This is a genomic window from Campylobacter sp. RM5063, assembly GCF_024723655.1.
GTDB lineage: Bacteria > Campylobacterota > Campylobacteria > Campylobacterales > Campylobacteraceae > Campylobacter_D > Campylobacter_D lari_D.
On record NZ_JANQDA010000013.1, the window covers coordinates 19,619 to 43,952 of the forward strand.

General features: G+C 30.2%; 18 protein-coding genes. 12 read left to right on the plus strand and 6 right to left on the minus strand.

From position 1 onward, the window contains the following. Positions 1-149: 149 nt before the first annotated feature. Together flgL and CAMP5063_RS05640 are read left to right on the plus strand one after the other, a co-directional pair. Complete coding sequence (gene flgL / locus CAMP5063_RS05635) at positions 150-2,369, plus strand: flagellar hook-associated protein FlgL (protein WP_337194970.1); 2,220 nt, start codon at positions 150-152, stop codon at positions 2,367-2,369. 353 nt (positions 2,370-2,722) lie between these two features. After that, the gene (locus CAMP5063_RS05640) at positions 2,723-5,251 is read left to right on the plus strand and encodes a DNA translocase FtsK (protein ID WP_442863210.1); all 2,529 of its coding nucleotides are present in this window, start codon (positions 2,723-2,725) and stop codon (positions 5,249-5,251) included. Here the strand turns inward: CAMP5063_RS05640 and mltG are convergent, their stop codons facing one another. After that, complete coding sequence (gene mltG / locus CAMP5063_RS05645) at positions 5,252-6,205, minus strand: endolytic transglycosylase MltG (RefSeq protein ID WP_133318850.1); 954 nt, start codon at positions 6,203-6,205, stop codon at positions 5,252-5,254. Here mltG and CAMP5063_RS05650 point away from each other — a divergent pair. The 10 genes from CAMP5063_RS05650 to CAMP5063_RS05695 all read left to right on the plus strand — a co-directional run bounded on the left by CAMP5063_RS05650 (position 6,192) and on the right by CAMP5063_RS05695 (position 16,062). Then, positions 6,192-8,693 (plus strand): YhdP family protein, encoded by a 2,502-nt coding sequence (locus CAMP5063_RS05650; RefSeq protein ID WP_337194971.1) that lies wholly within the window; start codon positions 6,192-6,194, stop codon positions 8,691-8,693. The genes mltG and CAMP5063_RS05650 overlap by 14 nt on opposite strands. An 18-nt stretch (positions 8,694-8,711) precedes the next feature. Continuing rightward, complete coding sequence (locus CAMP5063_RS05655; RefSeq protein ID WP_337194972.1) at positions 8,712-9,608, plus strand: malate dehydrogenase; 897 nt, start codon at positions 8,712-8,714, stop codon at positions 9,606-9,608. 173 nt (positions 9,609-9,781) lie between these two features. Beyond that, positions 9,782-10,096: a 4Fe-4S binding protein gene (locus CAMP5063_RS05660; protein ID WP_133318853.1), complete on the plus strand. Its 315-nt coding sequence runs from the start codon at positions 9,782-9,784 to the stop codon at positions 10,094-10,096. A gap of 9 nt (positions 10,097-10,105) precedes the next feature. Then, positions 10,106-11,230 carry a 2-oxoglutarate synthase subunit alpha gene (locus CAMP5063_RS05665; protein ID WP_337194973.1) on the plus strand — a complete coding sequence of 375 codons (1,125 nt, stop codon included), beginning with the start codon at positions 10,106-10,108 and terminating at the stop codon, positions 11,228-11,230. Position 11,231: 1 nt separating this feature from the next. Continuing rightward, the gene (locus CAMP5063_RS05670) at positions 11,232-12,077 is read left to right on the plus strand and encodes a 2-oxoglutarate ferredoxin oxidoreductase subunit beta (RefSeq protein ID WP_133318855.1); all 846 of its coding nucleotides are present in this window, start codon (positions 11,232-11,234) and stop codon (positions 12,075-12,077) included. Further along, complete coding sequence (locus CAMP5063_RS05675; RefSeq protein WP_337194974.1) at positions 12,074-12,631, plus strand: 2-oxoacid:acceptor oxidoreductase family protein; 558 nt, start codon at positions 12,074-12,076, stop codon at positions 12,629-12,631. Before CAMP5063_RS05670 ends, CAMP5063_RS05675 begins: the two co-directional genes overlap by 4 nt. Before the next feature lie 84 nt (positions 12,632-12,715). Then, positions 12,716-14,425, plus strand: coding sequence for an acetolactate synthase large subunit (locus tag CAMP5063_RS05680; RefSeq protein WP_337194975.1), 1,710 nt, complete (start codon positions 12,716-12,718; stop codon positions 14,423-14,425). Further along, positions 14,422-14,889, plus strand: coding sequence for an acetolactate synthase small subunit (gene ilvN, locus CAMP5063_RS05685; RefSeq protein WP_039626144.1), 468 nt, complete (start codon positions 14,422-14,424; stop codon positions 14,887-14,889). Before CAMP5063_RS05680 ends, ilvN begins: the two co-directional genes overlap by 4 nt. After that, positions 14,886-15,845: a UDP-3-O-(3-hydroxymyristoyl)glucosamine N-acyltransferase gene (gene lpxD, locus CAMP5063_RS05690; protein WP_263660779.1), complete on the plus strand. Its 960-nt coding sequence runs from the start codon at positions 14,886-14,888 to the stop codon at positions 15,843-15,845. Before ilvN ends, lpxD begins: the two co-directional genes overlap by 4 nt. Beyond that, the gene (locus CAMP5063_RS05695) at positions 15,838-16,062 is read left to right on the plus strand and encodes a hypothetical protein (RefSeq protein WP_263659874.1); all 225 of its coding nucleotides are present in this window, start codon (positions 15,838-15,840) and stop codon (positions 16,060-16,062) included. The genes lpxD and CAMP5063_RS05695 overlap by 8 nt, the downstream gene beginning before the upstream one ends. A 1-nt stretch (position 16,063) precedes the next feature. Here the strand turns inward: CAMP5063_RS05695 and ccsA are convergent, their stop codons facing one another. The 5 genes from ccsA to CAMP5063_RS05720 all read right to left on the minus strand — a co-directional run bounded on the left by ccsA (position 16,064) and on the right by CAMP5063_RS05720 (position 24,298). Beyond that, positions 16,064-18,763 (minus strand): cytochrome c biogenesis protein, encoded by a 2,700-nt coding sequence (gene ccsA / locus CAMP5063_RS05700; protein ID WP_337194976.1) that lies wholly within the window; start codon positions 18,761-18,763, stop codon positions 16,064-16,066. A 9-nt stretch (positions 18,764-18,772) separates the two neighbouring features. Continuing rightward, the gene (locus tag CAMP5063_RS05705) at positions 18,773-19,372 is read right to left on the minus strand and encodes a SoxW family protein (RefSeq protein WP_337194977.1); all 600 of its coding nucleotides are present in this window, start codon (positions 19,370-19,372) and stop codon (positions 18,773-18,775) included. A 56-nt stretch (positions 19,373-19,428) separates the two neighbouring features. Next, positions 19,429-21,447, minus strand: coding sequence for a rhodanese-like domain-containing protein (locus tag CAMP5063_RS05710; protein ID WP_442863211.1), 2,019 nt, complete (start codon positions 21,445-21,447; stop codon positions 19,429-19,431). Positions 21,448-21,542: 95 nt separating this feature from the next. Then, positions 21,543-23,480 carry a multiheme c-type cytochrome gene (locus CAMP5063_RS05715; RefSeq protein ID WP_133318862.1) on the minus strand — a complete coding sequence of 646 codons (1,938 nt, stop codon included), beginning with the start codon at positions 23,478-23,480 and terminating at the stop codon, positions 21,543-21,545. 182 nt (positions 23,481-23,662) lie between these two features. Continuing rightward, positions 23,663-24,298: a S24 family peptidase gene (locus tag CAMP5063_RS05720; RefSeq protein ID WP_220566402.1), complete on the minus strand. Its 636-nt coding sequence runs from the start codon at positions 24,296-24,298 to the stop codon at positions 23,663-23,665. Positions 24,299-24,334 lie beyond the last annotated feature (36 nt).

Below are 24,334 nucleotides of genomic sequence, written 5' to 3' on the forward strand. Positions count from 1 at the left end.
TTTTAAAATAATTAAATAGAATATGGGATTATACTAAAAAAAAATTAAAACAATATAAAATATTTTATATAAAAAATTTAAATATCATTAAAATTTGGAACTTTTTTTGCTTGTAAATAATTAAAAAAATTTATTTGCGGAGCAAAATAATGAGAATTAGCAATCAGTATAATTACTACACTTCTATACAAAACTACACAGATGGTCAGTCTTTGCTTAATAAATATAATTTGCAGCTACAAACAGGTCAGCTTATTCAGCATTCTTGGGAAAATGCAAATGTTTATATTAATGGCTCAAGATTAGAATATGAGATGGCAAACATAGGTCAAATAGTTCAAGGAACTCAATCTGCTATGGAGCTAGCAAAAAACACAGATACTGCCTTGAAAAATATCACAGAACTTTTAGAAAAATTTAAAACATTACTCACAAAAGCTGCAAGTGATGGTAATTCTCAAGAATCAAGAGAGGCTATAGCAAAAGAACTCAAACTTGTAAGAGATTCTATTGTAAATATTGCTAATACTAGTATCAATGGGCAATATCTCTTTGCAGGATCAAATAGTGCAAATAAACCTTTTGATAATTATGGAAATTATACTGGGAATAAAGATAATATTTTTGTAGTAAGTGGTGCTGGCACCCAAATTCCTTATAATATACCTGGATGGGATTTATTTTTTAAGCCTGATTCAAATATCAATAAAATTATTTCAACAAATGTTTCTTTTACTGATGCTCGTTATCCGGACAAAAAAGAATTTTTAACCGGAGAATCTAAATTTTCACATTTAATAGGCCAAAACTATGTTCAAAATGGAGAACTTAAGCCCGATGAGCATTTTGGTGATAGCTATGATGAAAAACTCTCTTTCCCACATTCGACTATGTATATTCAAGGTGTTAGACCTGATGGAACAAGTTTTAAAGCTACTTTAGATATAGATCCTGATGCAAAAATTGAAGATGTATTAAAAAATATTGGAAGATTATATGGAAATACAGAGGGAAATGAGGTTGTTAAAGTAGCATTAAATGATAGCGGGCAGATAGAAATAAAGAGTTTAAAAGAAGGAAGTAGTTCTTTAGATTTTCATGCTGTTGCTATGACTCCACAACTTTTAGATCCAGAGCAAATTAAAGAATTGAGTGATGCTGCTAAAGATGAAGGTATTACAATGGCTCAAGTTACAGAGCGTATTATGAATGCAGCAATTAAAGATGGTAATTTAAACAATGCTCAAAGTCCAATACAAGTAACAGTAGGTGGTAAGCAGTTTAACATAGACTTACACAAAACAGATTTTATTAAAAGTAACATCAATGGTGATAAAACTAATGGGGCTAGTTATGATGTGCCTTTTGAAAAAGATGGAAATACTGTTTTTGGTAATGTTTCTCAAGTGATTAAAGGTACAAGTGAATATGCTACTGATAGTACAAAATTAAGTGAAGTTGTAGCAAATGCCAATGGAAGCATGCAAGGTCAACAACTCCAAATGGAAATTGTTTCTAAAAGCGGACGAACTTATAATGTAACTATAAATTTAGGAGATTCAACAGTAAGTTATGTTGATCAAAATGGCCAAACTATAAGTTTTCCTATTACTCACTCTCAATATAATGAAAATACAGGTAATGCAGTGGGTATGCAAACAAGACCTGAAGATATTACTTATGGCCAGTTAAATGATATTATCGGTATGTTTGCAAGTGATAATGTTCCTACGCAAAATATTACTGTAAATCAAAATGGTACTATCAACAATGGAGATTTTCAAACCATTCAACAAAATATAAATGATTCTAAAGGTTTTGTTGAAGTTAGTATGGACTATAAAGGTCGTATAAGTATTACTGATAAATTTTCAAGTAACACTAATATAGGTCTTACTATTAAAGATTCAAATTCAAATAGCGGTTTTCCTCCAGCAGGAGAAATACGCGATGGATCAGGTTTTGTATTTAGTGCAAATAATTCTTTAACTATTGATGATCCAAATGTTGATTTGATTAAAGACTTAGATGAAATGATAGATGCTGTTTTAAATGGCAGTATGAGGGCTGATTCAGAAGGAAGTGATCCCAGAAATACAGGTTTACAAGGGGCTTTAGAAAGAATAGATCATTTGCAAGATCATGTTAGAAAAATGCAAACAACCATAGGAGCTTACACTAATAATATAGAAGAGACAAATAAAAGAATGACTTTTTTAAATATCAATGTAGCTTCTATTAAAAGCGGTGTAACTGATGCTGATTATGGGCAAACTTATATGCAGTTTATGCAAACTATGGTATCTTATCAAGCTATGCTTTCGGCTACTTCTAAAATTTCTCAAATTAGTTTATTAAACTACTTATAATTTTTTGATATAATAGCTTTTTTCTTTATAAAGGATATATTATAAAAAAAGAAGCTATTTTTGTTATTTCTAATATTTTTATTTTTTATTTTTGCTTAAGTGCTTTGATACCCGATCAAGCTTTAGTAAGTATTATAGGGTATTCCTTGGCAAAACTTAGTTATTTTTTATTTGGATCATTGACTAAATTTTACCCTTTTGTCTTTTTTTGGTTTAATTATCTTTTGTATAAAAATAACTATAATTTTGAACTTATAGAGCGTAGATTTAGTGTGGCTGTTTTTGCTTGTATTTTTGCTTCACTTATTTTTGCTTCAGCGTTCTTGCAAGATAAAGGCTATATAGCCTCTGCCATGTTTGTAATCTTAGATGGACTTTTTGGAAAAATAGGAAGTTTGATCTTGGTGATTTTGCTTTTAGCTTTTGCTTTTAGTATTTCTTTTCCGCAAATTATCAAAGAGGTATTTAAAATAGAGCTTGATTTTGATTTTTATTTAAAACTTGAAACTTTAATTAAAAATAAAATTTTTGGCTTTTTTGGTGGCGATAAATATGAAAATGAAACCAAAGAAGAACAAGAAAAGCTCAAACAAGAGCTTTTAATTAAAGATAAAACAGAAGAACTTATCAAGGAAAAAGAGCTACCAAAAAAAGAAATCCAAGAGAATAAAAAATTTAATCTTGAAGATTTAAAAAATCAAGAATTAGAAGAGGTTGTGATTAGTGAAGAGGATAAAAAGCTAGGTTCAAGTTATATTCATGAGCTTTCAGAACCTATTGCAAGTTTTGCTCAAAAAGCTAGTCAAATAAATATAAAGGAAGATGAAATGACCCCTGAAGAGTATTTATTAAAATACAAAAATAAAAGTGAAGATATTTATACTCAAACTTTAAAAAGTAAAAATTTAGATGAACCAAGCTATAAAAGACGCAATATGGATTTAAACGAAAACAAAGAAGAGGTGATAGAAGAAAATTCTTTGTTTGCCAAAGAGCTTAAAGAGCGTGAGCAAATGCTACAAAAAGCTAAATTGCTAGAAGAATATAAAGCCTTGCAAAAAGAAAAAATCTTAGAAGAGCTTAATGAGGATTTTAAAAAAATTGAAGAATTAAATGCTATAGAAGCACAAAAAGAAGCTGAGTTTAAAAAAATTCAAAACAAAACCAGCTTTTTAGGGGTAAAAGATTTTAAAGATGAGGATTTTATCCCGCAAAATGAAGTTAAAGAATTAGATTTTAGTGAGGATGATTTTGCTAAGCCTGTTAGTATAGAAGAGCTAAGAAGTAAAAGAAACTATGAAAGTCCTTTTGTAGTAGAAGAAGCACAAAATGAAGTTAAGGAAGAAAAAATTCCATTTGAGATCACCCAAGAGCCTATAATAGAAGTAATAGAAAATAAAACACACCATTCTATCACTAATGAAGTGAGTGAAAACAAAGCCTTGTTGAAAGATCTTGATTTTGGAAATTTTGAAAAACCAAAGGATTTTTCTTTACCACCTTTAGATTTTTTAACTATGCCAAAAGAAGGTAAAAGCGAGATAAATGAAGAAGAAATAGATAGAAAAATTTATGATTTATTGGAAAAATTAAGACGCTTTAAAATAGGTGGCGATGTAGTTAGAACTTACACAGGTCCTGTTGTAACTACTTTTGAATTTCGCCCAGCAGCAGATGTTAAAGTAAGTAAAATTTTATCATTACAAGATGATTTAGCTATGGCTTTAAAAGCTCAAACTATAAGAATTCAAGCTCCAATCCCAGGTAAAGATGTAGTGGGAATTGAAGTTCCAAATGAAAAAATCGATACGATTTACTTAAGAGAAATTTTAGAAAGTGAGGTATTTAAAAATTCTAGCTCACCTTTAACTATAGCTTTAGGTAAAGATATAGTAGGCGATCCTTTCATCACAGATCTTAAAAAGCTTCCTCATCTTTTAATAGCAGGAACTACAGGAAGTGGTAAAAGTGTGGGTATAAATTCTATGCTTTTATCTTTGCTTTATAGAAATTCGCCAAAAACACTAAGATTAATGATGATAGATCCAAAAATGCTTGAATTTAGTATTTATAATGATATTCCACATTTACTTACACCGGTAATTACTGATCCTAAAAAGGCAGTAAATGCTTTATCAAATATGGTGGCTGAAATGGAACGCAGGTATCGTTTGATGGCTGAAGCAAAAACTAAAAATATAGAAAATTACAATGAAAAAATCAAAGAACAAGGTGGAGAAATTTTACCATTTATTGTAGTGATTATCGATGAGTTGGCTGATTTAATGATGACAGCAGGTAAGGATGTAGAGTTTTATATAGGTCGTTTAGCACAAATGGCAAGAGCAAGTGGAATTCACTTAATCGTAGCCACACAACGCCCTTCAGTAGATGTTGTTACTGGTGTTGTAAAAGCAAATTTACCAAGTAGAATTTCTTATAAAGTAGGGCAAAAGATAGATTCTAAGGTTATTTTAGATTCTATGGGGGCTGAAAGTTTATTAGGGCGTGGAGATTGTTTATTTACTCCTCCTGGTATGAGTGGTTTAGTGCGTTTGCACGCACCTTTTGCAAGTGAAAATGAAATCGAAAATATTGTAGAGTTTTTAAAAGCTCAACAAGTAGTAGAATATGATGAGAGCTTTTTAAAAGATGATAGTCAAGATGGAGCTTATAAAAGAAGTGAATTTGATGATAGAGATTTAGATGAACTTTATGAAGAAGCAAAGGCTGTAATCTTAGAAGATAGAAAAACTAGTATTTCTTATTTGCAAAGACGCTTAAAAATAGGCTACAACCGCGCAGCAAATATTATAGAACAACTTTCACAAACAGGTGTTTTAAGTGAACCTGATGCAAAAGGCCAAAGAGAAATTTTATAATCAATTTCTTATTGCCTTGTTATGATCTTTTAAAGTAGAGGTAAAAATATGCTTATTGGTTTTTTTATCTCTTACAAAGTATAAATATTCTGTTTTAGCAGGAAAAATAGCCGCCTTAATAGCTTCAAATGAAACATTACACACAGCTTCTTTTGGTATGCCATTAAATTTATAAGTATTGTAAGAACTATTATCTGATCTTATTCTTTGTGGAGTGATTTTTTCATGAGAGTATTTTCCATAATTTAATGTCCCATCCATTTGAAGCTTCATGCCTTTTCTTAAGCGATTTCTAATCACAGATGAAACTATAGGCATTTCTTCATTACTCGCTGCTTCTTTTTGTATAATGGAAGCAATGATGATATATTCATGCCATTTTTTTTCATTGTATTCTCTAAAAATTTTATAAGAAAGTTTTTTAAATTCACTTGCAGAGTAAGCCAAAAGATATTTTACTAAAAGCTCTTCTGTAATGCCTTTTGGAATTTTATAAGTTTCGGGAAAAAGCATACCTTCTTTAAAAGGGCTTTGTTTGTAAAATTCTTGCATTAAGGTTTTGGCATTTAAATTCAACTTTGGTGCTAATTCTTCAAAGAAAATTTCAGTCGTTTCCCCAGGAATTAAAGTAATAGTTTCAAGTGCTGCCTTAGCGACGGTAAGCTTATGTAAAAATTCAGCTCTATTTAGTTCTTTTGTGCCTATATTTATCCAGCCAGATTGTGGATGGCCTAAAAAATATAAAGTATATTTATCAATATTGCTCATTTTATAGTTATTTTTATCTAATTGCGTTATAATCTTACTAACAGAACCTTGTGGTATAAAAACTACAGAGTTTGTTTTTATAGGTAAAAGTAGATAATAAAAAATGGATAAAAGAAAAATTAAAATCAAATCACAACATATTAAAAAAATTCTTAAATTTTTAGCATTACCTATGATACTTTTCATTGTTTTGTTTATTTACCTCAAAAATGGAATTTACATAGAAAAATTAGAAATTTCTTCTATTAATTTGGAGAAATTATATATTAAATTAGATAAAAAACTCATTTTAAATGCAAAAAAAGTTATAGTAAATTCTCAAAATCAAAACACTCAAAATGAAACTAGTGCGAGTAAAGCTGTACAGCTTATCAAAGATGTAAAATATATTTATTGGTTTTTTCAAGAAATCAATATAGATGAAATTTTTGTTAATAACTATCCCGTAGAATTAATTTATAAAAATAATCTATTTTTTGTAAACAGTAAAAATCTTTTAGTAAAAGTCAATTTGAAAATTAGTGATAAAAATATACAAGCTAATATTGATAATTTTCTTTTAAAAGATCATAACCTTAGTGTAGTTGGCTCTTTACTTATCAATCCTAAGACAAAATTTTATACTTTTAAAGGAGAAATTGATAGTGATTTTTTAAAAAGTGATGTCAAATTCTCACTTAAAAGAGAAGAAATTGCTTATGAATTAGAAAATATAAGCTCAAATAATATTTCAAAAATTTTTGATATTTTAGTGGAAAATGGAGTGCATTTGCCTTCTAATCTTGCTCTTTGGGTGGGCGGTAAGGTAAAGGCTGATTTTTATTTTATAGAGAAATTAAATGGCTTTGCAGATTTTGGAAAACATAGATATTACTTGAATGATATTAGTGCTAAAGGTTATGTAAATAATTTGAAGGTGGTTTTAGATAAAGGTATAGATCCTATCATTAGTCCTTTTGTAAGGCTTGAATTTAATAAACAAAAACTAGAATTTATCTATGATAAATTATATTTTAACAATTACAATCTCAATCAAAGTCAAATTTATATAGACAATATGCTAAATGAAAAAGCAGGAATTTATATACGCATAAAAAGTGACAATGCTAGAGCTGATTATAGAGTGAATAAAATTTTGCGTTTATATGGTATAAAATTACCATTTTTACAAAACAATGGTATTACAAAGACTGATTTAGTTTTGAAAATTCCTTTTGAACATCCTGAAAGAATTTCATATAAAGGAAATTTTGATATTGTAAATTCTAATATAAATATAAGTGACTTTAAAATCATACAAGCAAATATTGATTTACAAAAAGATAAATTAGAGATTAAAAATGCAAGCGTACAAAGTGAATTAATCAGCGGTGATTTTAATGCAAGTATTGATTTAAAGCAAAAAAAAGGTGATTTTAAGACCTTTATAACAAATTTAAAATTACCACAAGATAGCTTAAAAATGGAAAATAAATTTCTTGATTTAGATCTTAACTATGATAAAAATATCAGTTTATATAATAAAGAGCTTACTACGACTCTAAATTTTGATCAAGGTATGTCTGTTTATGTTGCTAAGCTTGCAAAGTATAAGACTTATTCTAAATTAATGCAAAAAAATAATGTGCATGATGGAGAGTTGTCATTAGACACTTTAAATTTTAAAGATTTTGATGTAGATATAAATAATACCACTTTTGAATCATTTTTACTCTATAAGGATAATAATCCTTATGAGTATGATAGTTTTAGTATAAAAATAAAGGGAGAAGATTTTAATTTAACTAGCGCAAGTGGTAGTGTTTTTGCACAAAAAGACAATGATGATATTAACATTACTTTAAATAATGTTAATTTATTATTTTCAGAACAAGATACAGAAAATACACTAGATAATCTTGAAAATTCAAATTACAATATCAGTGCTAAAAATATAGATTTGATCTTAAAAGATTTTAACAAAACTTTAGATTTTGATCAATTTAATGCTAAAATCAAAAAAGACTATATAAAAGCTTGGGCTAATAGAAATGAGTCTAAATTTGAGCTTTTGCTTAAAGAAAATCAAATGCAAATTAGAGCTTTAAAAATGGATGATGATTTTCTGAATACTTTTATGCGTCAAAATGTTTTTGAAAAAGGCGAGTTTAATCTTTATGTAGATGGTAATAGTACTGATTTTTTTAAAGGCAAATTTTTATTTAAAGATACTTATTTAAAAGATTTAAAATTTCATCAGCAACTCTTAAGTTTTATTGATACAATACCTAGTTTGATTTTATTTAAAGCCCCAACTTTTAATGAAAAAGGTTTTAGTGTAGAAAATGCTGGTATAAGTTTTAATCGCAAAAAAGATCTTTTTGAAATAGATGCGCTAAATTTTAATGGTGATAGTGCAGATATTTTAGGTCAAGCTAAAATCAATTTAAGAAGTAGTCAAGTGGATGGTTTATTAGAGCTTAGAACGCTAAAATCAGCTAGTTCGGTTATTTCTAAAGTTCCAATTATCAATCAAATTATATTAGGCAAAGACAGGCAAATTAGCACACAAATTAAACTAGGTGGAACAATTGATAATCCCGAGTTTAAAACTCAACTTATCGCACAAAGTTTGCAACTTCCTTATCATTTGATAAAAAATATTTTTGAATTACCGACAAATTTAGTTAAATAATACCACAAAGGAGCTAAGATGAAAATTACCATCATAGGAGCAGGAAATGTTGGTGCAAGCATTGCTTATGCTTTAATTTTAAGAGAATTAATAGATGAGATTATATTGATTGATATTAATAAAGACTTGCTTTTTGCTAGAGAATTAGAACTAAGTCAAAGCATAGCTGCTTTTAATTTTGATATTAAAATAACTTGTACGGATGATTATACATACTCAAAAGATTCTCAAGTGGTTATTTTTAGTGCAGGTGTAGCTAGAAAAGAAGGTCAAAGTAGAGATGAGCTTTTTGCTATTAATTCTAAAATTATGCTTGAGTGTGCAAAAAATATTAAAAAATTTAACAACGATCCTTTGTTTATCATAGTAAGCAATCCTGTAGATTTTTTACTCAATGCTCTTTATGAAAGTAAATTATTTTCATTAAAAAAAATCATTGCTATGGCAGGTGTTTTAGATAATGCTAGATTTAAATACGAAGTGAGCAAAAAATTAGATATAAAAACTTCTTATATAGATACTAAGCTTATAGGTTTTCACAATGATAGTATGGTTTTGGTAAAATCTCAAAGTAAAGTGCAAAATAAAGCTTTAAGTGAAGTCTTAAATAAGCAAAATATTGTTCAAATTGAACAAGAGGTTAAAACCGGTGGTGCTAAAATTATAAAATATTTAAAAACTTCAGCCTATTTAGCTCCTGCTAGTGCTTGCGTGAGAATGATAGAGGCTTTAAAAAGTGGAGAATTTTTACCAGTATGTGTGATTTTAGATGGAGAATATGGCATAAGAGAAAAAGCTTTTGGAGTTATGGCAAGGATTAGTCTTGATGGGGTGCTTGAAACTTTAGAATTAAAATTAGACAATCAAGAACAAATTGCATTGGAAAATTCTTTTGTTCAGTATAATTATAAATAATTTTTTAGGAGTTTTTTACTCCTAATGTTACTTTGTGTTATAAAATCTTATTAGTTTTATTTTATCTTTTAAATAATATTTAATCATGCTATAAATTCGCTATAATAAAAAGTTTGTTTTAAAAATAATTTTTAATAAAAAATCATTAGAAAATTACAAAAAACTAGAAAGGAATATTAATGATTGCTCCAGAGAATACACCAGTTTGGGTTGATGAAGCAAGATGTAAGGCTTGTAATATCTGTGTTAGCTATTGTCCAGCCGGAGTTTTAGCAATGAGAGATGAAATCAGTGCAGTTTTAGGACAGATGATAGAAGTGGTTCATCCTGATTCTTGTATAGGCTGTAGTGAATGTGAAAGTCACTGTCCTGATTTTGCGATTTTTGTTGCCAAAAGAGATGAATTTAAATTTGCAAAGCTTACACCAGAAGCTAAAGAAAGAGCACAAGCTGTTAAAGAAAATAAATACAAAAAACTAAATGCATAGGAAAACAAAATGAGAGAAGTTATATCAACAGGTAATGTTTTAGTAGCCAAAGCTGCGATTGATTGTGGCTGTAAATTTTTTGGTGGTTATCCAATTACCCCAAGTTCTGAAATAGCACATGAACTAAGCCATATGTTACCAAAAAATGATGGTACTTTTATACAGATGGAAGATGAAATTTCGGGTATTAGCGTGGCCTTAGGTGCTTCTATGAGTGGAGTAAAATCCATGACAGCAAGCAGCGGACCGGGAATTTCTTTAAAAGCTGAACAAATTGGTTTGGGTTTTATAGCTGAAATTCCACTAGTAATTGTAAATGTTATGAGAGGTGGTCCTTCAACCGGTCTTCCAACAAGGGTTGCGCAAGGTGATTTATTTCAAGCAAAAGCTCCAACACATGGAGATTATGCAAGTATAGCTTTAGCTCCTGCTTCATTAGAGGAAGCTTACACTGAAACTATTAGAGCTTTTAATTTAGCTGAAAAATACATGACTCCAGTATTTTTGCTTTTAGATGAAACCATAGGACACATGAATGGTAAGGCAAAATTACCTGATTTAGAAGAATTAGAAATTATCAACCGCAAAAAATTTATGGGCGATAAAAAAGATTACAAACCTTATGCAGCAGGTGAAAATGAAGCTGCCACATTAAATCCTTTCTTTGAAGGTTATCGTTATCATATCACAGGACTTCATCATGGAGACATAGGCTTTCCAACAGAAGATGGAGCAATAGTAGATAAAAATATCAAAAGATTATTTGGTAAAATCAAAAATAATACTAATAAAATTTGTACTTATGAAGAGTTTATGTGTGATGATGCGCAGTTTTTAATCATCGCCTATGGTAGCGTTGCAAGATCTGCTAAAGAAGCTATTTTAAGACTTAGAGAAGAGGGTTTAAAAGTAGGGCTTTTTAGACCTATTACCCTTTATCCAGTAGCTGAGAAAAAAATAGCTCAAGTAGTATCTAAATTTGAAAAAGTTATGGTAAGTGAGCTTAATATGGGGCAATATTTAGAAGAAATTCAAAGAGTAAGCAAAAGAGATGATTTTATTAGCTTGCACCGTGCAAATGGTCGCCCTATAACCCCAAGTGAAATTATTGCTAAAGTAAAGGAGAATATGTAAAATGGCTTTTAATTATGATGAATATTTAAGAGTAGATAAACTTCCAACACAATGGTGCTGGGGTTGTGGGGATGGTGTTGTTTTAAAAGCTATTATTAGAGCTATTCAAAAACTTGGCTGGAATATGGATGATGTTTGTTTAGTTTCTGGTATAGGTTGTAGTGGTAGAATGAGTTCTTATGTAAATTGCAATACAGTCCATACTACTCATGGTCGAGCTATTGCTTATGCAACAGGGATTAAACTAGCAAACCCTAAAAAACATGTAATTGTGGTAAGTGGAGATGGCGATACTTTAGCAATTGGTGGAAATCATACCATCCATGGATGTAGAAGAAATATAGATTTAACTCATATTTTAATCAATAATTTTATTTATGGTCTTACAAATTCACAAACTTCACCAACTACCCCACAAGGCTTTTACACTGTTACAGCTCAAGCAGGTAATATAGACCCAAATTTTGATGCTTGTGAGCTTACTAAAGCCGCTGGGGCTTCTTTTGTAGCAAGAACAAATGTTATAGAGGCAAATAAGCTTGAAAATATCATTTTTAAAGCTTTATCTCACAAAGGTTATAGTTTTGTAGATGTATTTTCAAACTGCCATATTAACCTAGGTAGAAAAAACAAAATGGGCGAAGCTGTAAGCATGCTTGATTGGATTAAAAATCGTTGTGTTGAAAAGTCTAAATTTGAACAATTAGACTATGAACAAAGAGCGGATAAATTTCCTACAGGAATTTTACACCAAGATGAAAGCAAAGCAGAATATTGTGAAGCTTATGAGGAAGTTAGAAGAGCCTTGAAAGAAAAAAGAATGGTTGATTTGGGAGTATTAAAATGAAATATCAATTAAGATTTTGTGGTGAAGGTGGACAAGGGGTTATCACTGCAGGTGAAATTCTAGCTAAAGCCGCCATTAAAGAAGGGCGTAATGCTTTTAAAGCTTCTACTTATACTTCTCAAGTTAGAGGTGGGCCAACTAAGGTTGATATTATCGTTGATGAAAATGAAATCTTTTTTCCTTATGCAGTGGAAGGTGAAGTTAGTTTTATGCTTTCAACTGCTGATAAAGGTTATCATAGTTTCAAAGATGGTGTTTGTGATGGTGGTGTTATAGTTATAGAGCCAAATTTAGTTCATCCAAGTAAAGAAGATTATGCAAGATGGAAAATTTTTGAAATTCCTATTATTACTATAGCTAAAGAAGAAGTAGGGAATGTAGCTACTCAATCAGTCGTTGCTTTAGCTATAGCTGCTTATATGAGTAAATGTATTGATATTGATGCATTAAAACAAACTATGCTTGATGTGGTACCTGCAAAAACTAAAGAGGCAAATGCAAAAGCTTTTGATTTAGGTATAGAATACGCTAAAAAAGCACAAGCGGTTTCTTGATTTTCAAGAAACTCTTTCTTGTAAAATAATATTTATTAAATTATCGTTATAATATTTTCCATGTTTAAGCAAAAAGGTAAAATAATGAAAGAGCTAAATGGCTCGCAAATGATTTGTGAAGCATTAAAAGAAGAAAATGTTAAAGTAGTTTTTGGTTATCCTGGTGGTGCGGCTTTAAATATTTATGATGAAATTTACAAACAAACTCATTTTAAACACATTTTAGTCAGACACGAGCAAGCGGCCTTACATAGCGCTGATGCTTATGCTAGAATGAGTGGTAAAGTTGGTGTGGCAGTAGTTACAAGTGGACCTGGTTTTACTAATACAGTTACAGGTTTAGCTACCGCTTATAGTGATTCTATACCTTTGGTTTTAATTTCAGCTCAAGTTGCAAATTCTTTAATAGGAACAGATGCTTTTCAAGAAATCGATGCTATAGGTATTTCAAGACCTTGTGTAAAGCATAATTATTTAGTAAAAAATATCGAAGAATTACCTAAAATTTTAAAAGAAGCTTTTTATATTGCTACAACAGGTAGAAAAGGGCCTGTGCATATTGATATACCTAAAGATGTTACTGCTGCTATGGGTGTATGGCATTATCCTAAAGAAATTTCTATGAAAACTTACAAGCCAACCTATAAAGGAAATATCAAGCAAATTAAAAAATTAGTAAGTTTGATTAAAAATGCTCAAAAACCTTTATTTTACCTAGGTGGAGGTTGTATAGCTTCTAATGCTAGTGACGAATTAAGAGACTTGATTCATTTTTGTCAAATTCCTGCAGTTGAAACTTTAATGGCTCTAGGGGCTTTAAGAAGTGATGATGAGCTTAATTTAAAAATGGCAGGTATGCACGGAAGTTATTGTGCAAATATCGCTTTAAGTGAGTGTGATTTACTCATTGCTGTGGGTGCTAGATTTGATGATAGGATTACTGGTAAAACAAGTGAGTTTGCCAAGGGTGCAAAAATCGTTCATATTGATATAGATCCAAGCTCTATTTCTAAAATTATCGAAGCGCATTTTCCTATAGTTGGGGATATTAAAAGTGTTATTTTAGATACCTTAGAAGAATTAAAAAAAGAAAGTTTTGACAACACAAAATACCAAGAATGGTTTAAAACTTTACAAAACTATCAACAATTATATCCTTTAATCTATGAAGATAGTGATGAAGTTTTAAAACCTCAATGGGTTATAGAAGAATGCGCTAGATTAGCTCCTGATGCAAGGATAATTACTGATGTGGGACAGCATCAAATGTGGGTAGCGCAATTTTATCCTTTTAATTATGCAAGACAACTTGCAACAAGCGGTGGGCAAGGAACTATGGGGTATTCTTTACCGGCTGCACTTGGGGCTAAATTAGCTGTAGATGAAGAAGTTGTAATAAATTTTGTAGGCGATGGTTCTTTTTTAATGAATATACAAGAGCTAATGACAGCAAGTGCTTATGGAATTAAAGTGATTAATATCATTTTAAATAATTCTTTTTTAGGTATGGTAAGACAATGGCAAAGTATGTTTTATAAAGAAAGATTTTCTAATACAGATCTAACAAGTCAACCTGATTTTGTTACTATTGCTAAAGGTTTTCATTGTGAGGGTTATAATGTTTTTAATAAAGAAGAATTTCAAAAAGCTTTTAAAGCAGCCTTAGAATCTAAAAAAACTTGTGTTTTAAATGTAGCTATAGATCGTTATGAAGATGTATTACCTATGGTACCTGCGGGTGGAGCTATTTATAATATGATTTTACCTAGCTATAAAAACAAGGATAAAAAATGAAAAGAAGAGTAATTTCTGTCATTGTATTAAATGAGCATGGGGTATTATCACGCGTTGTCGGGCTTTTTTCAGGACGCGGTTATAATATAGAATCTCTTACGGTTGCTCCACTTGATGATAAAGAATTCTCAAGGATAAATATCGTTACTTTAGGCGATGAAAAAGTTTTTGAGCAAATCATAAAGCAACTTCATAAACTCATACCTACTTATAAGGTAATTGATTCTAGTGATTTTATAGAAAAAGAAACAGCTTTGGTAAAGATTGCTTTAAATGAAAATTTTGCAGGCTTAGATGCTATATTAAAAGCTTATAATGGCAGTGTAACTTATAGTGATGATGAGTTTATTATAGTAATGGCAAGTGATGATGCAAAAAATATTGATAACTTTTTAAAAACTATGAAAAAGTATAATCCTATTAGTGTAGTTAGAAGTGGTTCTATTTTAATGGAGGTAAAATGAAAATTAGTGAAATTGCTAAATTTTTAGGCATAGAATATTACGGAGATGATATAGAAATTACAGCTTTAAATTCATTAAATAATGCAAGTTTTACTGAACTTAGTTATTGCGATGGAGAAAAAAACTCTAAAAAAATTGCAAGCAGTGGAGCTGGGGCTATATTAGTCTCAAAAGAATTTGAAAATTTAGTTTCAAAAGATTGTGTTAAATTAGTTGTTGATAATCCACATTTATCTTTTGCGCTTTTAAGTAAGCTTTTTGCTAAACCTTTAATTTCTAGTGAAAAGAAAAATTCTAAAATCGCTAAAAGTGCCAAGATTATGCCAAATGTTTATATAGGCGAAAATGTCCAAATAGCTGATCATGTAGTAATAATGGCAGGAGCTTATATAGGCGATAATGTAAGTATAGGTGAATATACTACAATCCATCCAAATGTTGTGATTTATAATGACACTAAAATAGGTAAAAAATGCCATTTGCTAGCAAATTGTGTTATAGGTAGTGATGGTTTTGGCTATGCGCATACAAAAAATGGCGAGCATTATAAGATTTATCACAATGGAAATGTTATTTTAGAAGATTTTGTGGAAGTTGGAGCTTGCACGACTATTGATAGAGCAGTTTTTGAAAGTACTATCATAAAGCAAGGCACAAAGATTGATAATCTTGTTCAAGTAGGGCATAATTGTGAAGTAGGGGAGAATTGTCTTATAGTAGCTCAAAGTGGAATTTCAGGCTCAAGTATTTTAGGTAAAAATGTTACCATGGGTGGGCAAAGTGCTACAAGTGGGCATTTAGAAATAGGGGATTTTGCTACCATAGCCGCAAGGGGCGGGGTCACTAAAAATTTAGAAGGTGCTAGGGTTTATGGTGGTTTTCCTATCATGCTTCAAAAAGATTGGTTAAAATTTCAAGCAAAAATTATCACAGCTTTTAGGGATAAACATGAGTAAAAAAATATTTAAAACTATAGAATTACATGGTAGTAAAAGTGGAGAAATAAGCCTTTGTAATCTTTCTAATCCTTATGGTATAGGAAGCAATGATGTCTTAAGTATAGGTGTGGCTTTAAAAAAAGAAAATGGAATAGATTGGAAAATTCATATTCCTTATGAAAATTTAAAAGATCTTATCCATGCACTTCAAGAAATAGAAAAAAGCAAAGCCTAGTTTAAAAACTAGGCGTATTTAAATCTCGTTTCCTTCCTGCGTTAATAATTAAAACAAAATTAAGCACAATCAAAACATACACAAAAGTTGGTATAGGAAAAGCGTCACCATTTGCATAAGAATGAAGCCCAGAAAGATAAAAATTCACTCCAAAATAAGTCATTAATATACTATAAAAGGCTAAAACACTAGCACTTGCAAAAACAAAAATAAAATAAGCTTTAAAAATAAATCTTAAGTGTAATACCATGGTATAAACTACAATAGAAATCAAAGCCCAAGTTTCTTTTGGATCCCAACCCCAATATCTTCCCCAGCTTTCATTAGCCCAAACTCCGCCTAAAAAATTTCCTATTGTAAGCATTGCAAGCCCTATTATCATAGACATTTCATTAACACAGTGTAATTTAATGATGTTTAAATCTATATTTTTATTTTTACCCCTTAAAGCAAAAAGAATTAAACTCAAAATCCCTATAATAAAACAAAGTGCTAAAAATCCATAACTTGCTGTTATAATAGAAACATGAATATTAAGCCAATATGATTTTAAAACAGGTACTAAATTCCCAATTTGAGGATCCATAAAGCCAAGATGAGCCACAAAAAGCGAAATGCCTGCTAAAAAACTCGCACCACATAAAGCCAAGAGTGATTTTCTAAAAAATATCACAGCACTTATCGCACAAGCAAAAGCTATATAAATCATGCTTTCATAAGCATTACTCCAAGGAGCATGCCCACCTACATACCAACGAATGCTTAAAGCTAGTGCATGTATGATTACACACATGCTTAAAATGATGTAAAAAAATCTATATACAAAGGCAGATAAAGAAATATTTTTTAATATAGTATAAAAACTTAAAAAGAAAAACACTAATGCAAAGCTAATATAAACAAAAGTTAGATTATCAAAGATATTATAATGATTAAGCAGTATTTCAAGATCTAATCTTTCTTTTGGCGGTAAAACACTACTTCCATAGTGATTTTGAAAATCTTTTAAAGATTGCAAAAATTCATTTGCATCTTGCCATTGATTATTTTCAACACCATTGCGAACTTGTAAAAAATAGCTAACTAAAAGCATTTGTAAACGCTCTACATCTTCTTTTGCAAAAGGTAAAATTTGCACCGGAGAATACCACTTTAAACTTTGCTCATTAATATCAGGAAAAATAGTTAAAGCTTGACCGCTATAAATATAATATGCATGATTTATTTTTTCATCTAAGGCTAGCAAATCTTTATCGAAGTTAGTTCTTAGTGAGGGCTTTTTGCGGTTAGCTTCCTCAACATAATTACTAAGTTTATATACCCCATTATCAAACACATCATCAAATGCTATGTATTTTTCATTTATATCTACACCTATTAATTCTCTTAGCTTGCTTGTTTTTGTAGCTATCATTTTGATTTTTCTAAATTCTTTAGGATAAATCATCATTGCTAGAAAAATTTGATCATAGTGAAGATTTAAAAATTTTTCTTTTTGAGTGATTTTATAAATAAATTCCATTGCCAAAGTATCTAAAGGTTTGATTCTACCATTATGATCTTGTACAAGTAATTTTGCAAAATTTAAAGAATGCTCATAGGAATTTTTTTGTAAATTTGAGATTAAATTTAAAATTTCACTTTTATTTTCTTGTGCAAAAAGTGGAGTTTGTAAATTTGCAAAAAGCAAAATAAACAATACAAAGCTTTGACCTTTTTTTAAATAAATGCTTAAACGATGAAATCTTGAGTTTTTGTCAAATAAAACCCATAAAAATCCTAGAATCAATAAAGTATAACCTATATAAGTAGGGATTTTACCAGGATCTTTATTAACTGAAAGTATAGTGCCTTGCTCATCTTGATCATAAGAGCTTTGAAAAAATCTATATCCACCATAATCAAGAACATTATTCATAAAAATATCATAATCTAAGTTAATATTATTTTGCTCATCCATGATTTGAATTTTGGAAGTGTAAGAAGATGGACTCATAGAACCTAAATAACGCTCTAGTATAAAATCTTTTAAGTGTAATGCAAAAGGAAGCTTAATTTCTCTTGGTCCCCAATTGATAGTAAAATTTTTTCCCTGTAAGTTAAAATGCACTGCTTGTTTGTTTGTAAAATTTGGATTTAAAATTATTTGCGTATTTGCTTTTTGATAATTAATATTTAATTTTAAGCTAGCAGGTGTGATAGAGTCTTTTTGTGGAGTGTATTTGATAGAGCTTATGATTAATTTTTCACCATTTAAGTCAATAGTTTTTTCAAAATGCTTTTGAGTTAGCGTGGTAAAGCTAATAGGAAATTCAAAACTAGCATTAGCATCAAAATCAGTAATTTTTATAAATTCTTCCCTAGTAACTATGGTGTTAGAGCTTTGATTTTCTCTTATATGCATTCCACCTTCTAAGCCAAAATATCTAGTAAGTCCAGCACCGATTAAAATCACTATAAAAGATAAATGCAAAAGCAAGATAGAGTATTTTTTCTTTTGAAAAAGCTTGTTGTAAAATATCACTCCGATTAAATTTAAACCTAGCAATAAATGCAACATATCAAACCAAGCATTATTATAAATTAAAGCTTTAGCTGCACTAATACCAAAATCATTTTCTATAAAGGTTGCCACAGCACAAGCTATGGCATATATACTCATTAGTAAAAAACTCATTGCAAAAGAAAAAAAATACTGCATTTTTAACCTTTAAATATTATTTTCTTTATAAAAATGTATGAGTTTTTGTGCTATGGCTGCTTCGTCTAAATTTTGATTTTCTTTTTGATTTAAAAACTCCATTGTAGCGCTTAGTCTTTTTGCGCTAATAAAACCAGGATAATTTAGCAAAGTTTGGCTGTTTTTGTTTAAAATTACAATAGTAGGGGTGGCTACTATATCATAAATACTAGAAAGTTCAGCTGTACTTAAGTCACTTTTATGGTTTTTATAAAATGTATGAATTTTTTTATAGCTTATATTTATATAATATGAGCTGTATTTGTCTTTTATAAGTTCTTGTATTTTTTTATCATTTTTAATTTCTTCTTTTAATTTATCACAATATAAGCAGTGATTTGCGCTGAAAATGATTAAAATGTTTTTATCATCACTTTTTATATTTGTATTATCTTTAAATAAATAGGCTATTTCTTCATAAGATTTTTTATCTAAATCATTTGCTTTTTGTAAATTTTCTTTAGAAAATTGTGTACCGCTTGAGATTAAATTAGAATCAAATTTTTCTTCATTAGAACAAGCTATAAAAAAAATACTTAAAAAACTAAGTGAGAGTATTGTTTTAAACATTTAAAATCCTTGAAAAAATTAGAAAAAGTCCTTATTCGCTATTATAGCGAATAAGGTTATAAGATAGTGTTAAAGAAAGTATAAAGCATTAAAAATAAAAATACTAAGCCAGTGATTAGCATTGCAAATCCTGCAAGTTTAGCTAGCCATTGATATGCTTTGAAGTTACTTTTATTTTCATATAAAGTGCTTAATTTTCCACTTTCTTTTAAGCGTTTATACCATACGCTTCTTTCTTGTTTAATCTCTTCTTCACTAATACTTCCTGAAAAAATCACCATATCCATAGGGAAGCGATCTGCTCTAAAATGCGTATTAAAGAAGTGAATTGCAAAAATAAATCCTGTAGCAAGTAAAGCTTCATCAGAGTGAAGTAGGGTTGCTAAGTTGATTGCTTCACCTGGTAAAAATTTACCAAAGAAAGCAGGAAACCATAAAATAAGCCCTGAAATACCAATGATAAACATACCCCAAAATACTGCTAGATAGTCAAATTTTTCCCAATAAGTCCAGCGGTCAAATTGCGGTCTTGGTCCAAAACCAAAGAACCATTTAAAATGATCTTTCATATCTTTAAAATCTTGCCAATTTGGCATTAAAGAATCAGGTCCAAAAGTAGCTTTTAAAACTTTCATAAAGCTTATTTTGCCAGTTATTGGATCCCTTGCTACATCACGGCGTTTCCAATTTACGATGATGATTTCTCCAATGTGAGAGAAAAATACTGCAAACATTACTATGGCTGAAATATGATGTATAGTTGCAGCGTTAATGATATCTCCACCCATTAAATCAATCATAAGTTTAGCCCATGCTGAATCATAGAATTTTTGCGGTAAGCCTGAGAATGCAAGACCCAAAAAGCTAACTGCCATAAAAAAATGCTGAATTCTATGAAAAGTGCTAAATCTTCTTACTCTTACTTTATCTTCATGTGCTGCTTTTCTTGCTTCTTTCCATTCTTTAGGATATTTTATACGCATAGCAATTAAACGCAAGCACCAAAGTATAGTATGGGCTCCAAAGAAAACAAATACAGAAATGACCAAAATAGTCATGAATATATAAGCACCATGTAATCCAGGATATTTTTCGCCATCACTATGATCAGCATGTGCCATCCAATTTGCGAAATTTTCATTTGCATTTGGGTGGCATGATTTGCAAGTTTGAACACGGTTAATTGGCGAGAGAGTTGAGCTTCTTTCGCTTGATTTTAAAATATTATGTTTTCCATGACAATCAGAACAAGTAGCAACACTTGGAGTTTCACCTGGAGTGCTTAAAAACATACCTTTACCATGAAAAGTCATATGAAAAGTTGCACTTTTTTGTTTATGACATTGTGCGCATTTTTGATCGACTAATTGTTTTTGTGAATAAATTCCTGAATGTTTTGGGGTAATATGAATAGAGTGACAAGTCGCACAAGATGGTTTTTCTTTTTTCTTTTGCATATCTTGAGCGGGTAAGAACTTTTCTACTCCATGAGCGCTTTTTGCTAAAGCATTGCTTGCTTTTTCATGACAAGTTGCACATTTTTGATTGATTAAGTTTTTATTTGCTGCAATATCAGCTCTAATGCCTTTACCTTTTTGAGCATGACAATCACGACAAGATGGGGTATTGCTAAATTTAAATCTTGAGTGGATAGTGTCTTTAAATTCGATAATTTCTTTAGCTTTTTCCCATTTAACTGTGTCTATTTTTTCAACTTTTCTACCTGAAGTTACCCATGATTCTATACCATCAAGCATTACAACAGAGTTTTTATAGCCAAGTTCTATAGCAACTGCAGCTGCTTGAGAAGCTTCAAATCTAAAACGATTTAAACCATAAAATACTAAATTTGCATTTTTATCATTAGGTAATAAATTTTGCCAATTTTCCACATAGGTTGATATGGAATTAGGTATATAACCATTAGCTTGTCTATCTTGCTCTGAATTGACATCAAAAAAATAAGTATTGTTTTGATCTAGCATTTCTTGAGCTTGTGCTAAGCTAATGCTTTTTACACCTTCTATTGAGCCTATTTCTCCATTAGCCTCAGCAAAAATAAATCCTGATGGCATAAAAAGAGTAAAAAGCACAATAAAAAGTCGAGTAATTAAATTTTTCAAGACTAGCTCCTTATTTTAAGGAAGAATTTTTCATTCTTCCTTTGTTTTTATTTACCATTTAGGATATTTTGTGCTTCTTGGATATAAATTAAAGCTTCTTCTATGATTTTCTTAGAATAAGCAGGTCCATGAACACCCCAAGAACCATCTTTTTCTAGTCTATCAGCTATGGCTTGAGCTTGATTAGTTAGGCTTAATACTTTTGATTTTTGCTCTATTGAAAGTTTATTTTTTTCAGCAAAAGTTTTATCAATATTTGCTATGCCTTTTCTAATTTTCTCATAGCCTTCTTTAACAGGGTTTTGCCACTGCATTACTTTATCATAAATCATTTCTTGATTGCTAAAGTGAAGTTTTTCAGGTAAGGTTGATTGCACAGGACTATGACAACCACTTGCACCAGGACCCATTAGGTTAATATCACTAAAACTAGTTCTACCACAACTCCACATTAAATCAAGGAAAAATCTACCTTCATCATCTCTAGCTATGGTCCAGCCACCAACTTTAGGCGATCTTTCTTTGCCTTCTGGTGGATTAAGTGTTTTTGCGGTTTTATCTACTTTGATATTCCAAATATGTGAAGCTCTAACATTATCAAATCCACCTTTATCAGGGTTTTGAACTGCTCCAAAGTTTTCACAACTCATCATGTTTGGCATGTGACAAGCTGTACAGTTATCTTTTGCGTGAATTCCACCTTTTTTGAAAAAGCTTGCTTGAGTTTCATGACAATCTTTGCAAGTTTTTTTAAGTTTTGTTTTAGTATAACCGCTTTTCCAATCATTAAAAGTTACTTCATGCGGATCATGACAAGTATTACATCTCATACCCTTATCGTAGTGTGCTGAAGAATACATTTGAGCACCTTCTGTTCCACACGCAGGGCAACTTGATTTAAAATATGCGTTGAAAGGTTTTCTAGGATTGATTTTAGCATCGGTTTCATTATATGAAAATCTTTGATGACATCTTTCACAATTTGATGGCATGCCTGCACCTCTTGCTCCATAAAGATGTGCTCCAGCCCCATGGCATTCCTCGCAAGTAATACCTTTTGAGATGGTATGTTTTTGAAGTTCTTTTGGATTACCCAGTGCTTTGTAAAATTCTTCCTTGCTTTTAAAGTCAAATTTAAAAGTATGACAGGTTTCACAATACGCAGTAGCAGGTTGGAAAACCGCTTTTTCTTTATAAGTTGCAGCATAAGAGTTTGTTCCCCATACTTGAGAGCCATTTCCTCCAAAATCTTCCATTTTAGTAGGAAAACCAGGTGCAAATGCAGCTATTTTTTGTGCCATTTCAGGGGTTAAAAACTCACTCCAAAGTCTTGAAAATTGATTACCTCCAGCGGTTAATTTACCACTTAAATCACTCAAATTTCCATCTTCAACATGGTAAGTTCCACGCACAAGCCATCTATCTATAAAACCATATTTTGTTCTTGGTGTTCCAATGAGAGCATAAACATCATTTGGATAAATTCCATCGGGTAAAATAGTAGCTTGAGAATTATACATAGGTTTTTTCAAACCTTCAGCTCCACCAACTTCTTCCATTTCATGTGGAAAACGCACGGTTTTTGCATGACGAGAGCGCTCCCAAGAAGCATATTGAGCAGGATGACATTCGCCACATTTTTTTGGACCCACAAATTTGTTTGGAAAATCCAAAAAAGATTCATAAGGCAAACGATAGGTAATAGAGGCTTGCTTTAAATCATGCTCGGCAGCAAATTTAGCTCCATTTTGATTTACAACCCAATTTTCAGTTCTATCACTATGGGTAAATTTACCCACCAAACGCCCTTCTTTTTCATATTTAAAAATAGGGTGATTTTTATAAAGATAATCAAAAAATGCATCTTCTTGAGCCACATAACCATCAAGGGTTCTAGGCTCTGAAGAAGCAAAAGCTTGTGTAGTCAAACTAATGCCCAATGCTAAACAAGCATAAGTGGCGACTTTAGCTAGTTTATGTTTCATAACTTCCCTTTCATGTAGTTTTGTTAAAAGATAAAAACACTCTTATTTATTATCTATTAACTTTTAAAACATAATTTTGACTATTTTTTAATAAAAATTAACTTAAAAATATAATTTATTAACTTTTTATTAATTTAAATAATAAAAATTATCATATAGAAAAAGAAGTTATTTGCTAAATATTAAATTCTACTAATAGTCCCTACTACCTTACCTACAATTAAAAAGTCTCCATTTTGATAATGAACATCCGCATAACTTAGGTTAAAAGAGTGTAAATAAACTCCGCCTTTATTGCTTTTAAAAATTTGTTTGATAAATAAACCATCTCTGGTATTTACTGCAAAAACTCCACCTTCTTTAAAGCTTTTGCTTTTATCTACTAAACACAAAGAATCATCTTTGATTTCAGGCTCCATGCTATCGCCTATACATGGGATGATATCGCAATCTTTAGAGCCAAAAAAATCACTTAGCTTTTCATCTATAATCACTTCTGAAAAACTTACATTATCATTTAAAGCTCCACCTCCCATAGAAGCATTAACATCATAATATTTTAAAACATTATAGTTTAGATCATGCGTTAGAGTATTACTCTCAAGGGAATCTTCATAAAAAAACGCATTGATATTAATATTTCTCTCATTTAAAAAATGAAGTATTTGTTTATAAGGTATGGAATTTCTAAATTTCATACTATAAAAGGTATCAGGATTGATATTTAGCATCTTAGCTACATCAGAATCTTTGGCGTTTTTTATTCCTTCTTTTTGGAGTATAAATTTTAATTTATCAGTAATTTCATTCATTTGCATAAAAATCCTTTTAAATAAAAAGTATTTTAGCAAATT